Below are 13,064 nucleotides of genomic sequence, written 5' to 3'. Positions count from 1 at the left end.
CAGCGTAGATCCGGGACGGTTACGCCCCGGTGGGAAAGGGACGTCGCCATGGCAGATCACCAGGAATCATCCGTCACTCTGCCGAGCGACCCGGCCTCGGTCGCCGCCGCCCGCCGGTACGTCGCGGAGGTGCTCGGTGAATGGGGACTGCCCGACGAATCCGAGACGGCCGACACCGTGCGGCTGATCGTTTCGGAACTGGCGACCAACGCGGTCCAGCACACGCGCGGTCAGTCGCCCACGTTCACCGTCGACGTCCGGCTGGAGCGCGGTGAATGGCTGCGCGTCGGGGTGACGGACAGTCATCCGCGCCATCCCCGGCGGCTCCCCGCGGCGGTCCAGCAGGACAACGGGCGGGGCATGGTCATCATCCGCTGGCTGGCCGCGGAGGCGGGCGGGCGGCTGTCGGTCACCCCGACCGAGGACGGCGGCAAGACCGTGTGGATCGCGCTGCCGTGGACCGTGGTCGCCGCGACGGCGGCCCCCACGGGCTGCTGAGGCGACCGGCCCGGGCCGGGGAGGCGAAGAGCCGAGGGGCCCGCGAGGCGGGGTCCCGCGACGACCCGGCTCAGGAGCCGGCCCGCTCCTCGGCGCTGCGCTCGATGCACAGTTCGTTCCCCTCGGGGTCGGCGAGCACGACCCAGCCGAGGACTCCGTCCTCGGCCCGTCGGTCGTCCACGATCCGCGCCCCGAGCCCGGTCAGCCGCGCGACGGTCTCGTCGCGCGTCCCGGTGGGCGGCTGGATGTCCAGGTGGACCCGGTTCTTCACGGACTTGGCGTCCGGCACGCGGATGAACAGCAGACCCGGGACGCCGGGCTGTCCCGACTCCAGCAGGATCTCGTCGTCGCCCTCCACGTCGTCCGGATGGATCGGGTAGCCGGTCACGGCCGACCAGAACTCGGCGATCTTGTAGGGGTCGAGGGCGTCGAAGGTGATGTGGCGGACAGGGTTGAGAAACATGGCTCTCCTCGAAGGAAGCTTCCGTATACGGAACCTGGCGGAGGCGCCGCGCCCGGCGAACCGGGTGCCTCCACGAAACGTGCGTTAACGCGGCGGAAAACTACGGACCCTAGCGTGGGCATCCGCGGCCTTCCGTCAATGATCACCCATGCGCCGGCAAAGCGACGGTGATCGGAACGGAAAGCCTCCCTCTGCGTTGGACAAGACATGCTTGGCACGGAAATGCCCAGGTCAACAAAGTGTTGACGGCCGGTAGGGTCGCGTCGGCGCGGCGTTGATCTTGTCCCGGAAGCATGGTGATACGAGTGCAGTTGACACCGCACGAGCAGGAGAGACTGCTCATCCACGTGGCGGCGGACGTGGCCGAGAAGCGGAGGGCGCGCGGGGTGCGCCTCAACCACCCCGAGGCGGTGGCCCTCATCACCTCGCACATCCTCGAAGGCGCCCGGGACGGGCGGACGGTGGCCGAGCTGATGGCCTCCGGCCGCACCGTGCTGGCGCGCGAGGAGGTCATGGAGGGGATCCCCGAGATGATCCACGACGTGCAGGTCGAGGCGACCTTCCCGGACGGCACCAAGCTCGTCACCGTCCACGACCCGATCGTCTGAGGAGGAGCCCCCGCATGATCCCCGGCGAAATCCGCTTCGGGGACGGTCCGGTGCGCCTCAACGAGGGTCGCCCCGTCACCCGTCTCACCGTGCTCAACGCCGCCGACCGACCCGTTCAGGTCGGCTCGCACTACCACTTCGCCGAGGTCAATCCGGGCCTCGACTTCGACCGCTCCGCCGCCCGCGGGCTCCGCCTCAACATCGCCGCCGGTACCGCGGTCCGCTTCGAACCGGGCATCCCGGTCGCGGTGGAACTCGTACCGCTGGGCGGACTGCGGACCGTACCGGGGCTGCGCGGGGAGACCGGGGGACCCCTCGATGGCTGAGCTGTCACGCCAGGTGTACGCCGACCTCTTCGGGCCGACGGCGGGTGACCGGATCCGGCTCGCCGACACCGACCTCTTCGTGGAGATCGAAGAGGACCTGAGCGGCGGACCCGGACGCTCCGGTGACGAGGCCGTGTTCGGCGGCGGCAAGGTCATCCGCGAATCCATGGGCCAGGCGCGCACCACGCGCGCCGAGGGCGCCCCCGACACGGTGATCACCGGCGTCGTCGTCCTCGACCACTGGGGCATCGTCAAGGCCGACCTGGGCATCCGGGACGGCCGGATCTGCGGCATCGGCAAGGCCGGCAACCCCGACACCATGGACGGGGTGGACCCCGCCCTCGTCATCGGCCCCGAGACCGAGATCATCGCGGGCAACGGGAAGATCGTCACGGCCGGCGCCATCGACGCCCACGTCCACTTCATCTCCCCGACGGTCATCGACGAGGCCCTCGCCTCCGGCATCACCACCCTCGTCGGCGGCGGAACCGGACCCGCCGAGGGCTCCAAGGCCACCACCGTCACACCCGGACCCTGGCACCTGGCGCGGATGTTCGCGGCGCTGGAGGCCTACCCCGTCAACATCGGCCTACTGGGCAAGGGCAACACCATGTCCCGCGAGGGCATGTACTCCCAACTGCGCGGCGGAGCATTGGGATTCAAGATCCACGAGGACTGGGGGGCGACCCCCGCGGTCATCGACGCCTGCCTCGGAGTCTGTGAGGAGACCGGCGCCCAGGTGGCCATCCACACCGACACGCTCAACGAGGCCGGGTTCGTCGCGGACACCCTCGCCGCCATCGCCGGCCGCACCATCCACTCGTACCACACCGAGGGCGCGGGCGGCGGGCACGCGCCCGACATCATCACCGTGGTGTCCGAGCCGAACATACTGCCCAGTTCCACCAACCCGACCCGGCCGCACACCGTCAACACCGTCGAGGAACACCTCGACATGCTCATGGTCTGCCACCACCTCAACCCGGCGGTACCGGAAGACCTGGCCTTCGCCGAATCGCGGATCAGACCCTCGACCATCGCCGCCGAGGACGTCCTGCACGACCTCGGCGCCATCTCCATCATCTCCTCCGACTCCCAGGCCATGGGCCGGGTCGGCGAGGTCGTCATGCGCACCTGGCAGACCGCCCACGTGATGAAGAAGCGCCGGGGATTCCTGCCCGGCGACGGACCGGCCGACAACCACCGCGCCCGCCGCTACGTCGCCAAGTACACGATCAACCCGGCCGTGGCCCAGGGCCTCGCCCGCGAGATCGGCTCGGTGGAACCCGGCAAGCTGGCCGACCTGGTGCTGTGGCAGCCGGCCTTCTTCGGGGTCAAGCCCGAACTGGTCATCAAGGGCGGCCAGATCGCCTACGCCCAGATGGGCGACGCCAACGCCTCCATCCCCACCCCCCAGCCGGTGCTGCCGCGCCCCATGTTCGGCCATCTCGGGCGGGCCCCCGGCCTGAACTCCCTGAACTTCACCGCGCAGGCCGCGCTCGACGACGGACTGCCCGAACGGCTCGGACTCGACAAGCGGTTCACGGCCATCGAGAGCACCCGCAAGGTGACGAAGGCCGACATGCGCAACAACGACGCCATGCCGAGGGTCGAGGTGGACGCCGACACCTTCACCGTCAGCATCGACGGGGAGGTCGTGGAGCCCGCGCCCGCGACCGAACTGCCCATGGCCCAGCGATACTTCCTCTTCTGATGCGCGCCCGCACGACCGGGGGCCGCCCCCGATGAGCCTCGCCGCGCTGCTCGTCCTCGCGGACGGCCGCTTCCCCGCCGGAGGGCACGCCCACTCCGGCGGGGCGGAGGCCGCCTGCAAGGCGGGCCGTATCCACGACGCAGCCACCCTCGCCGACTTCTGCCGGGGCAGGCTGCACACCTCCGGGCTCGTCGCCGCAGGGCTCGCGGCCTCCGCCGCCCTCGGACTCGACCCCGTCGAACTCGACGCCGCCGCCGACGCCCGCACCCCCTCGCCCGCACTGCGCACGGCCGCCCGCAGACTCGGCAGGCAACTGCTGCGGGCCGCCCGCGCGACCTGGCCGGACGGCGAACTCGAAGCCCTGGCCGCGGCCTTCCCGCGCGGCGCCCACCAGCCCGTGGTCCTCGGCGTCACCGCGCGCGCGGCCGGGCTCGGGCCGTCGGACGCCGCGCACGTGGCGGCGTACGAGAGCGTCAGCGGCCCCGCCACCGCGACCGTGCGCCTGCTCGGCCTCGACCCCTTCGAGGCGAGCGCCGTACTGGCCGGACTCGCACCCGAGCTGGACGCCGTGTCCGCGCGGGCCACCGAGGCGGCCCTGCTCGCCCGCGACGAGGGGACGGGCGCGCTGCCCGCCGCCTCCTCACCGCTGCTGGACATCTCGGCCCAGGTCCATGCCGCCTGGCCGGTACGGCTCTTCGCGTCCTGACCAGCCTCCTCACACTCCCAGGAGAACCCGTGCACCTCGACCACGCCGTGACCTACCCCCACCGCCACACCCACGGCGCCGACCCCGTACGCGGGGACGGCACCCGCCGCGCCCTGCGCCTCGGCCTCGGCGGCCCCGTCGGCTCCGGCAAGACCGCCACCGTCGCCGCCCTGTGCCGGGCGCTGCGCGCGGAGCTGTCCATGGCCGTCGTCACCAACGACATCTACACCCGCGAGGACGCCGAGTTCCTGCTCCGCGAGGCCGTCCTGCCGCCCGAGCGGATCACCGCCGTCGAGACGGGCGCCTGCCCGCACACCGCCATCCGCGACGACATCTCCGCCAACCTGGAAGCCGTGGAGGAACTGGAGGAGACCGTCGGCCCGCTCGACCTGATCCTCGTCGAGTCCGGGGGCGACAACCTCACCGCGACTTTCTCCCGAGGCCTGGTCGACGCCCAGATCTTCGTCATCGACGTGGCCGGGGGTGACGACATCCCGCGCAAGGGCGGCCCCGGGGTCACCACCGCCGACCTGCTCATCGTCAACAAGACCGACCTCGCCCCCCACGTCGGCTCCGACCTGGAGCGGATGGCCCGGGACGCCGCCGCCCAACGGGGTGAACTCCCCGTCGCCTTCCAGTCCCTGCGCGGGCCCGAGGGAGTGGCCCCGGTGGCCGACTGGGTGCGCGAGCGGATCGCCGCCTGGACGACCGTACGGTGACCGGCGCCCCGGCGGTACCCGCCCTCGGGCTGCGCGCCACCGCCCGGATCGGCGCCGTCGCCGACGGGCGCGGCGGCACCGCGCTGCCGCTGCTCGCCGGGGAGGGACCGCTCGCGCTGCGCCGTGTGCGGGGCGTCGACGCCGACGCCGAGGTGATGCTGGTCGGCGCCATGAGCGCCCCGCTCGGCGGCGACCACCTCACCGTCGAGGCGAGCGTCGGGCCGGGCGCCCGACTGGGGCTCCGCTCGGCGGCGGCCACCCTGGCGCTGCCCGGCCGCGGCGGGGAACCCGCACGGTACGACGTACGGCTGACCCTCGCCGACGAGGCGTGGGCGCGGTGGCTGCCCGAGCCGCTCGTGTCCGTGCGCGGCAGCGACCTGCGGGTCACCACCCGCGTCGAACTGGCCGCCACCGCGCGGCTGCTGTTGCGCGAGGAGCAGGTGCTCGGCCGCAGTGGGGAGGTCCCGGGGCTGCTGCGCAGCCGGCTGACCGTCGACCGGGACGGCCGGCCTCTGCTGGACCAGGAGGTGGCCTGCGGACCGGGAGCACCCGGCGGCTGGGACGGTCCGGCCGGGCTCGCGGGCCACCGTGCGCTGGGTCAACTGCTCGTGGTGGATCCGGGGTTCGAACAGGATCCGCCCGCTGCCGCCGTCCTCGGCGAGTTCGCGGTGGCGACTCCGTTGCCCGGGCCGGCCGTGCTGGTGACGGCCCTCGCCCCGGACGCGCTTCGGCTGCGGGAACTCCTCGACGCGGCCCGCGCGACGTACGGCTGGTGACGGGAGGGCGGAGCCGGGGCGAACCGGACACCGCTCAGCGGTACACGCCTTTCCGGTTATCGGGTTGGCAAAGAACCGACCCGCGCTCTGTTGCCCGGTGCTGGTCAGGCGAAAGGATCCCCCTGCACGCCGACGACCGAAACAGACCGAACCCGGCCGCCCACGGCGGCACATGACGCAGGGGGAACAACCACGTGATACGCACCGCGGCGCTGGGCAGCGCCGCCACACTGATCACCGGAACGCTGGCGGCGAGCCTGCTGCTGGCGCCGTCCGCGACCGCGGCCACCGCGGGCCGCGACGGTGGCGGGGCAGCCGAGGCGATCGGCGTCCAGATCGCCGCCGCCCGCGCCGCCCACACGGGGATCGAGTGGAAGGACTGTCCCGCCGACTGGGGCTTCGAGAAGCCGATCCAGTGCGGCTGGGTCAAGGTCCCGCTCGACTACGCCAAGCCGTTCGGCAAGACCATCGAGCTCGCGGTCGACCGGATCGGCAGCACCGGCACCAAGGAGGAGCGCCAGGGCGCCCTCGTCTACAACCCCGGCGGTCCCGGCGGTTCCGGCATGCGCTTCCCGCGCCGGGTCACCACCAAGAGCCCGCTGTGGGTCAACACCTCCAAGGCGTACGACTTCGTGGGCTTCGACCCCCGCGGCGTCGGCCACTCCGCGCCGATCTCCTGCATCGACCCGCAGGAGTTCGTCAAGGCCCCCAAGGCCGACCCGGTCCCGTCCAACGAGGCCGACAAGCGCGCCCAGCGCAAGCTCGCCGCCGAGTACGCGGACGGCTGCAAGGAGCGCAGCGGCGAGATGCTGCCGCAGATGACCACGCCGAACACCGCGCGCGACCTGGACGTCATCCGGGCCGCCCTCGGCGAGAAGAAGCTGAACTACCTCGGCGTCTCCTACGGCACCTACCTCGGCGGGGTCTACGCGACCCTCTTCCCGAACCACGTGCGCCGCATGATCGTCGACAGCGTGGTCGACCCGGCCGTCGACAACATCTGGTACGAGGCCAACCTCGGCCAGGACGTGGCCTTCCAGACCCGGTGGAACGACTGGCAGGACTGGGTCGCCAAGAACGACTCCGTCTTCCACATCGGCAACACCCGGGCCAAGGTCGAGGCGAAGTACCAGGAGCTGCGCGCCGCCGCCAAGGCGAACCCGATCGGCGGGGTCGTCGGCCCGGCCGAGCTCATCGGCTTCTTCCAGGGCGCCCCGTACTACGACTCCTCCTGGGTGCCCGTCGCCCAGACCTGGAGCAAGTACATCGCCGGTGACACCCAGGCACTGGTCGACGCCATCGCCCCGGACATGTCCGACCTCGCCGGCAACGCGGCCTCCGAGAACAGCAACGCCGTCTACACCGCGGTCGAGTGCGCCGACGCCAAGTGGCCGACCAGCTGGGCCAAGTGGGACCGGGACAACACCAAGCTCCACAAGAAGTACCCGTTCCTGACCTGGTCCAACGCGTGGATGAACCTCCCCTGCGCCACCTGGAAGTCCAAGCAGAGCAACCCGATCGAGGTCGGCGCGAGCGCCAAGCGCGGTCTGCCGCCGGTCCTCATCGTCCAGTCCGAGCGTGACGCGGCCACCCCGTACGTGGGCGCGGTCTCCCTGCACCGCAAGCTCGGCGGCTCTCGCCTGATCACCGAGCAGAACGCGGGCTCGCACGGTGTCACCAGCCTGGTGAACCCCTGCATCAACACCCGCGTGGACACCTACCTGCTCACCGGCAAGGTCGACGCCAAGGACGTGAAGTGCGGACCGCACGCCACGCCCGTCGCCCCGGCCCCGGCCGCCGCGAAGTCCCTCGCCACCCCGGGTGCGGACCTCCCGGCGCGTGAGGAGCTGCCCGCCGTCCGCTAGCCGCGGCCGGTGACGGCGGTCACACGATCACGGAGAAGGCCTGGCGCGTCCTGCGCGCCGGGCCTTCTTCCGTGCTTCCTCCTCCTCGGCCTTCACCTCGCCGGCGTACCGGTCGACGTACTCCTGGCCGGAGAGGCCCAGCACCGCGTACATGATCTCGTCGGTGACGGCCCGCAGCACGGCCCGCTCGGACTCCATTCCGGCGTACCGGGAGAACTCCATCGGCTCGCCGAAGCGGATGGTGACCCGCCGGATCTTCGGGATCTTCTGCCCGGGCGGCTGGATCTCGAAGGTGCCGACCATCGCGCACGGCACCACCGGCACCCCGGCCCCCAGTGCCATCGCGGCCACCCCGACCTTGCCCTTGTAGAGCCGGCCGTCGTGCGAGCGGGTGCCCTCCGGGTAGATCCCGAGCAGCTCGCCCCTGGCCAGCACCCCGAGGCCCTCGCGCAGGGCCGCCTGTCCGGCGTCCTTGCCGGAGCGGTCCACCGGGATCTGTCCGGCGCTGCGGAAGAAGGCGGCGGTCAACCGGCCCTTGAGCCCGGGGCCCGTGAAGTACTCGGCCTTCGCGAGGAAGGTGATGCGCCGCTTCAGGATCGCGGGCATCAGGAAGTGGTCCGAGAACGAGAGGTGGTTGCCCGCGATGATCGCGGCGCCCTCCTCGGGGATGTTCTCCAGCCCCTCGATCCGCGGTCTGAACAGCAGCCGCAGCAGCGGACCGAGGAACACGTGCTTGAGCAAGTGGTAGAACACCAGGCAGCTCCCGTCGATGCCCCGTTGTCACCGCCATGGTACGGACAGTCAGCCCTGAGGCAGAGGGGGCGGGAGGGTGGAGCTTCGACGGGGGCGTCGGGCAGCGCACCGGCGCGGCGCCGGACGGGCAGGCCGCGGGAGGTGCGCCGCGGGGCTCAGGCGCTGCGGGAGGCGGCCATGGCGACGGTCAGCAGTCCCAGCACCACCCAGGCGAACCACAGCCAGCCGTTGCTGCCGAGAGTGGCGGAATAGGTGCCGATCGCCACCAGGGCGGCGAAGGTCATGACGGCCATCGTCTTCACGGATCCGGTCATGCCCCATGGTGGCGCCAGAAGTCGTGATCGCGCTACCGGCCACGCGCTTGGAGCGAGGCGAGATACGAGTTGTACGCCGCCAGCTCCTGGTCACCGTTGCGGTCCTCCGCCCGGTCGGACCGCTTCGCGGCCCGCTGCTCCGAGTGGTACCACTGATAGACCAGGGCGATCAGCACGAGCACGGACGGGATCTCGCTGAACGCCCAGGCGATGCCGCCGCCCCACTGCTGGTCGAGCAGTGCGTCGATGCCGAGGGAGGCCGGCGGGTCCGCGTACGTCTTGATCATCGGCTCGCTCGCCATCATCAGGGCGATGCCGAAGAAGGCGTGGAAGGGCATGCCGGAGAAGAGTTCCAGCATGCGCATCACGTAGCCGGGGCGGTGCGGGCCCGGGTCCACGCCCATGATCGGCCAGAAGAAGATCACGCCGACGGCGAGGAAGTGCACCATCATCGCGATGTGCCCGGTCCTGGACTCCATCAGGAAGTCGAAGAGCGGTGTGAAGTACAGCCCGTAGAGGCTGGCGATGAACATCGGGATGGTGAAGGCGGGGTGCGTGATCACCTTCATGTAGCGGCTGTGCAGGAGCATCAGCAGCAACTCGCGCGGTCCCTTGGTGCCGCGCGGGGCCGGCGGCAGCGCGCGCAGCGCCAGCGTCATGGGGGCGCCCAGCAGCAGCAGGATCGGGGTGATCATGCTGATCACCATGTGCTGCACCATGTGCACGCTGAACATGACCATGCCGTAGTCGTTGAGCTTGGTGCACATCACGAGGATCACGGTCAGCACGCCGACGGTGAAGGCGATCGTGCGGCCGAGCGGCCAGTCGTCCCCGCGCCGCCGCAGCCGCAGCACCCCCCACCCGTACAGGGCGAGACCCAACAGCGAGCCGAACAGGAAGAAGGCGTCGAAGGAGAACTCCAGACCCCGTCCGAGAGTGAAGGGCGGCAGGTCCATGTTCATGTCCATGCCGTGCCCGCTGTGATCCATCTGTTCACTCCCTCGACCCGTGATGCCCCACCACACTAGTGCCGCCCCCGAACGCCGAGGCGTCCGGGGGCGGTGTCGTGTCAGAAGGGGGGAAACATCACAGAACGGTCTCCGCCTCTTCGTAGCGCTCGGCCGGGACCGTCTTGAGGGTCTGCACGGCATCCGCGAGCGGCACCATCACGATGTCGGTGCCGCGCAGCGCGGTCAGCATCCCGAACTCGCCCCGGTGCGCGGCCTCCACCGCGTGCCAGCCGAAGCGGGTGGCGAGGACCCGGTCGTACGCGGTGGGCGTGCCGCCGCGCTGGACGTGGCCCAGGATCACCGGACGGGCCTCCTTGCCGAGGCGCTCCTCCAGCTCCACGGCCAGCCGGTTGCCGATCCCGGCGAACCGCTCGTGGCCGTAGATGTCGGTGCCCCCGGCCTCGACGGCCATCGAGCCGCCCTCGGCGGGCTTCGCGCCCTCGGCGACCACGACGATCGCGAACCGCTTGCCGGCGGAGAACCGCTCGCCGACGATCGCGGTCAGCTCGTCGATGTCGAAGGGGCGCTCCGGGACGACGATGGCGTGCGCGCCGGCCGCCATGCCCGAGTGCAGGGCGATCCAGCCGGTGTGCCGGCCCATGACCTCGACGACCATCACGCGCTGGTGGGACTCGGCGGTGGTCTTCAGCCGGTCCAGGGCCTCGGTGGCCACGCCGACGGCGGTGTCGAAGCCGAAGGTGACGTCGGTCGACGCGATGTCGTTGTCGATGGTCTTCGGGACGCCGACGATCGGCAGGCCGCCCTGCGACAGCAGGTGCGCGGCCTTCAGGGTGCCCTCGCCGCCGATCGGGATGACGGCGTCCAGGCCGAGGTCCGCGAGGTGACCGCGGGCCCGCTCCACGCCGTCGCGCAGGTGCGCGGGCTGGACCCGGGAGGAGCCGAGGATCGTGCCGCCGCGCGCCAGGATGCCGCTGACGGCGTCGAGGTCGAGCTTGCGGTAGTCGCACTCCAGGAGGCCGCGCCAGCCGTCGTGGAAGCCGATCACCTCGTCGCCGTGGTCGACGACGGCGCGGTGCACGACGGAGCGGATGACGGCATTGAGGCCGGGGCAGTCGCCTCCGGAAGTGAGCACACCAATGCGCATGGCAGGAGGAACCTTTGCAACGTGGGCCGACGACCGGACCACGTCGTCCGGTTGGAACTACCTGTCACCCTACAAGCGGATCCCCGGTGGACTGAACCATCCTCCACATGCTGGGCGGATCCGCGGTGCGAACGCACGTCGGCCCGGACCCCTTGGGGAATCCGGGCCGTACGGCACGTGGCAGGCGGGTTACGCGGGCTGCGTGGCCGCCGCGATGCGCTCGTTGCGCAGTGCCTCGTACCAGCGGTCGTCTATGGCCGGCAGCGCGTTCACATCGAGGGCCAGCTTGAGCAGCAGGTCCGCGATCAGCGGGTTGCGGGCCATCACCGGACCGTGCATGTACGTGCCGAAGACGGTGTCGTTGTACGCGCCCTCCGTGCCGTCGCCGGAGCCGTTGCCGCGACCCAGCCGGGTACGGGCGAAGGGCTTGGCGGAGGGGCCGAGGTGGGTGACGCCCTGGTGGTTCTCGAAGCCCGTCAGCGGGGGCAGACCCAGCCGCGGGTCGATGTCCGCGAGGACGTCGCCGACACACCGCTCGCCCTCGCCGCGCACGGTGACCACGTCCAGCAGGCCGAGGCCCTGCTGGCGCTCGCCCATGTCGTTGACGAACTCGGTGCCGAGGATCTGGTACCCGGCGCAGACGGAGAAGACGATCGCCCCGTTCGAGACGGCGCGCTCCAGACCGCCGTCGCGCACCAGGCGCTCCGCGGCCAGTCGCTGCGGGCGGTCCTCACCGCCGCCGATCAGGTAGATGTCGCCCGAGGTGGGGATGGGCTGGTCGCTGCGCACGTCCACGCGCTGCACGTCCAGGCCGCGCTGGCGCGCCCGGCGCTCCACCACGAGGGCGTTGCCCTGGTCTCCGTACGTGCTGAGCAGGTCGGGGTAGACCCAGACCAGACGCAGGCTGTTGTCGCTCATGCTCTTGTCCTCTGTGGGTCTAGTTGCCGACGCGGCGGCGCACGTCCTGGAAGGCGGTGTAGTTGGCGATCAGCTCGATCTGTCCGGGCGGAGCCAACTGGACGGCCTCGTCGAGGGTCTCGCAGACGCGGAAGTCCAGGCCCGCGACCTCCAGGCGGACCGCGAGGTCCAGCTTGCGGTCGCCGATCACGAAGATCGGGTGCCCGGCCAGCCGCGGGTAGTCGACGTCCCACAGCCAGGAGGTGTCGGTGCCGTCGGCGCCGCGCGCGTTCACCGACAGGATCACCGGGGTCGGCGGCGGGTCGATCAGCGAGAACGTCTCCAGCCAGCCCGCCGGGTTCTTGGCGAGCAGCAGCCGCAGCTCGCGCCCCATGAAGCTGACCACGTCGTAGCGGCCGGCCACTGCCTGCACCTGGTACATCCGCTCCAGCGCGACCTGCGGCGGGACGCCGAACACGGCGGCCACGGCGGCCGAGGTGGCGGCGTTCGCCTTGTTGGCGCGGCCGGGCAGCTGGAGGTGGATGGGCCAGGCGCTGCCGTGCGGGTCGAGCACGTGGTCACCGGAGAGCACCCAGCTCGGGGTGGGACGCCGGAAACCGCACTCGCCGCAGAACCAGTCGTCGCCCGGGCGCTGCATGACGCCACCACAGGAGGGGCACGACCAGGCGTCGTCCTTCCACTCCTGGCCGGCGGCCACCCACACGACGTTCTGCGAGGACGAGGCCGACCACACGATCAGCGGGTCGTCACAGTTCGCCACGATGACGGCCTTGGAGCCCGAGAGCCCCTCGCGCCACTTCTCCGCGAGCATGCGGGTCTCGGCGGCGCGGTCCAGCTGGTCGCGGGAGAGGTTCAGCAGGGCGATCACCTTGGGCGTGACGTCCCGGGCCACTCCGGCCAGGTACTTCTCGTCGACCTCGATGACGCCGTACTTGGCGTCCGAGCCGCCGGCGAGCGCCGAGGTGATGCCTGCCGGCATGTTCGCGCCGAGCGCGTTCGAGACGACCGGACCGCTGGCCCGCAGGGCCTCCGCGATCAGTCGGGTCGTCGTGGTCTTGCCGTTCGTCGCGGAGACGAGGACGACATCGAGATGCTGCGCCAGCGCGCCGAGGAGATCGGGGTCGAGCCTGAGTGCGACCTTGCCACCGATCACCGATCCGCTTCCGCGTCCCGCGGCCCGCGACACCGCCGCCGCGGCCTTGCCCGCCGTCACGGCCAGCTTGGCCCGCGGCGAAAGCGGCTCCGTGTTGCCTGCCATCGTCCCTTGTCCTCCTTGCGTCGGTCGGCCC

At 71.4% G+C, this 13,064-nt stretch carries 15 protein-coding genes; 8 read left to right on the top strand and 7 right to left on the bottom strand.

Features of this window, described 5'->3' with window-relative positions:
* The first annotated feature begins 48 nt into the window (after positions 1 to 48).
* On the top strand, positions 49 to 498 hold the full coding sequence (locus tag ACQEVM_RS22595) for an ATP-binding protein (protein ID WP_433081839.1): 450 nt from the start codon (positions 49 to 51) through the stop codon (positions 496 to 498).
* 70 nt (positions 499 to 568) lie between these two features.
* Here the strand turns inward: ACQEVM_RS22595 and ACQEVM_RS22590 are convergent, their stop codons facing one another.
* Positions 569 to 961 carry a VOC family protein gene (locus ACQEVM_RS22590; protein ID WP_433081837.1) on the bottom strand — a complete coding sequence of 131 codons (393 nt, stop codon included), beginning with the start codon at positions 959 to 961 and terminating at the stop codon, positions 569 to 571.
* Positions 962 to 1,266: 305 nt separating this feature from the next.
* Here ACQEVM_RS22590 and ACQEVM_RS22585 point away from each other — a divergent pair, with 305 nt between their 5' ends.
* From ACQEVM_RS22585 to ACQEVM_RS22555, 7 genes are all read left to right on the top strand, one after another.
* Complete coding sequence (locus ACQEVM_RS22585) at positions 1,267 to 1,569, top strand: urease subunit gamma (protein WP_053683293.1); 303 nt, start codon at positions 1,267 to 1,269, stop codon at positions 1,567 to 1,569.
* A 14-nt stretch (positions 1,570 to 1,583) separates the two neighbouring features.
* Positions 1,584 to 1,895 carry an urease subunit beta gene (locus tag ACQEVM_RS22580; protein ID WP_266951686.1) on the top strand — a complete coding sequence of 104 codons (312 nt, stop codon included), beginning with the start codon at positions 1,584 to 1,586 and terminating at the stop codon, positions 1,893 to 1,895.
* Positions 1,888 to 3,609, top strand: a complete 1,722-nt coding sequence (locus ACQEVM_RS22575) for an urease subunit alpha (RefSeq protein ID WP_433081834.1) — start codon at positions 1,888 to 1,890, stop codon at positions 3,607 to 3,609. Before ACQEVM_RS22580 ends, ACQEVM_RS22575 begins: the two co-directional genes overlap by 8 nt.
* Before the next feature lie 31 nt (positions 3,610 to 3,640).
* Positions 3,641 to 4,315 carry an urease accessory protein UreF gene (locus ACQEVM_RS22570; protein ID WP_433081832.1) on the top strand — a complete coding sequence of 225 codons (675 nt, stop codon included), beginning with the start codon at positions 3,641 to 3,643 and terminating at the stop codon, positions 4,313 to 4,315.
* A gap of 29 nt (positions 4,316 to 4,344) precedes the next feature.
* Positions 4,345 to 5,034, top strand: coding sequence for an urease accessory protein UreG (ureG, locus tag ACQEVM_RS22565; protein WP_433081830.1), 690 nt, complete (start codon positions 4,345 to 4,347; stop codon positions 5,032 to 5,034).
* Positions 5,031 to 5,810 (top strand): urease accessory protein UreD, encoded by a 780-nt coding sequence (locus ACQEVM_RS22560; protein ID WP_433081828.1) that lies wholly within the window; start codon positions 5,031 to 5,033, stop codon positions 5,808 to 5,810. Before ureG ends, ACQEVM_RS22560 begins: the two co-directional genes overlap by 4 nt.
* A 194-nt stretch (positions 5,811 to 6,004) precedes the next feature.
* Positions 6,005 to 7,675 (top strand): alpha/beta hydrolase, encoded by a 1,671-nt coding sequence (locus ACQEVM_RS22555; RefSeq protein WP_433081826.1) that lies wholly within the window; start codon positions 6,005 to 6,007, stop codon positions 7,673 to 7,675.
* Positions 7,676 to 7,702: 27 nt separating this feature from the next.
* On the opposite strand, the gene ACQEVM_RS22550 is transcribed toward ACQEVM_RS22555, so the two are convergent.
* The 6 genes from ACQEVM_RS22550 to ACQEVM_RS22525 all read right to left on the bottom strand — a co-directional run bounded on the left by ACQEVM_RS22550 (position 7,703) and on the right by ACQEVM_RS22525 (position 13,033).
* Positions 7,703 to 8,428 (bottom strand): lysophospholipid acyltransferase family protein, encoded by a 726-nt coding sequence (locus tag ACQEVM_RS22550; protein ID WP_433081824.1) that lies wholly within the window; start codon positions 8,426 to 8,428, stop codon positions 7,703 to 7,705.
* 155 nt (positions 8,429 to 8,583) lie between these two features.
* On the bottom strand, positions 8,584 to 8,742 hold the full coding sequence (locus tag ACQEVM_RS22545) for a hypothetical protein (RefSeq protein ID WP_267798681.1): 159 nt from the start codon (positions 8,740 to 8,742) through the stop codon (positions 8,584 to 8,586).
* 32 nt (positions 8,743 to 8,774) lie between these two features.
* Positions 8,775 to 9,731 carry a cytochrome c oxidase assembly protein gene (locus ACQEVM_RS22540; protein ID WP_433081821.1) on the bottom strand — a complete coding sequence of 319 codons (957 nt, stop codon included), beginning with the start codon at positions 9,729 to 9,731 and terminating at the stop codon, positions 8,775 to 8,777.
* 97 nt (positions 9,732 to 9,828) lie between these two features.
* Positions 9,829 to 10,857, bottom strand: coding sequence for a 6-phosphofructokinase (locus ACQEVM_RS22535; protein ID WP_433081819.1), 1,029 nt, complete (start codon positions 10,855 to 10,857; stop codon positions 9,829 to 9,831).
* A gap of 189 nt (positions 10,858 to 11,046) precedes the next feature.
* Positions 11,047 to 11,775, bottom strand: a complete 729-nt coding sequence (locus ACQEVM_RS22530) for a type 1 glutamine amidotransferase (RefSeq protein ID WP_053683312.1) — start codon at positions 11,773 to 11,775, stop codon at positions 11,047 to 11,049.
* Between the two features lie 19 nt (positions 11,776 to 11,794).
* Positions 11,795 to 13,033, bottom strand: coding sequence for a MurT ligase domain-containing protein (locus ACQEVM_RS22525; RefSeq protein ID WP_433081817.1), 1,239 nt, complete (start codon positions 13,031 to 13,033; stop codon positions 11,795 to 11,797).
* Positions 13,034 to 13,064: the final 31 nt, after the last annotated feature.

Origin of the sequence: Streptomyces sp. CA-243310 (genome assembly GCF_050936775.1) — a bacterium.
In the GTDB taxonomy this organism is placed as follows: Bacteria; Actinomycetota; Actinomycetes; order Streptomycetales; family Streptomycetaceae; genus Streptomyces.
Note: the sequence above shows the minus strand (reverse complement) of the source record. Positions and strands in the feature narration are given on the sequence as shown.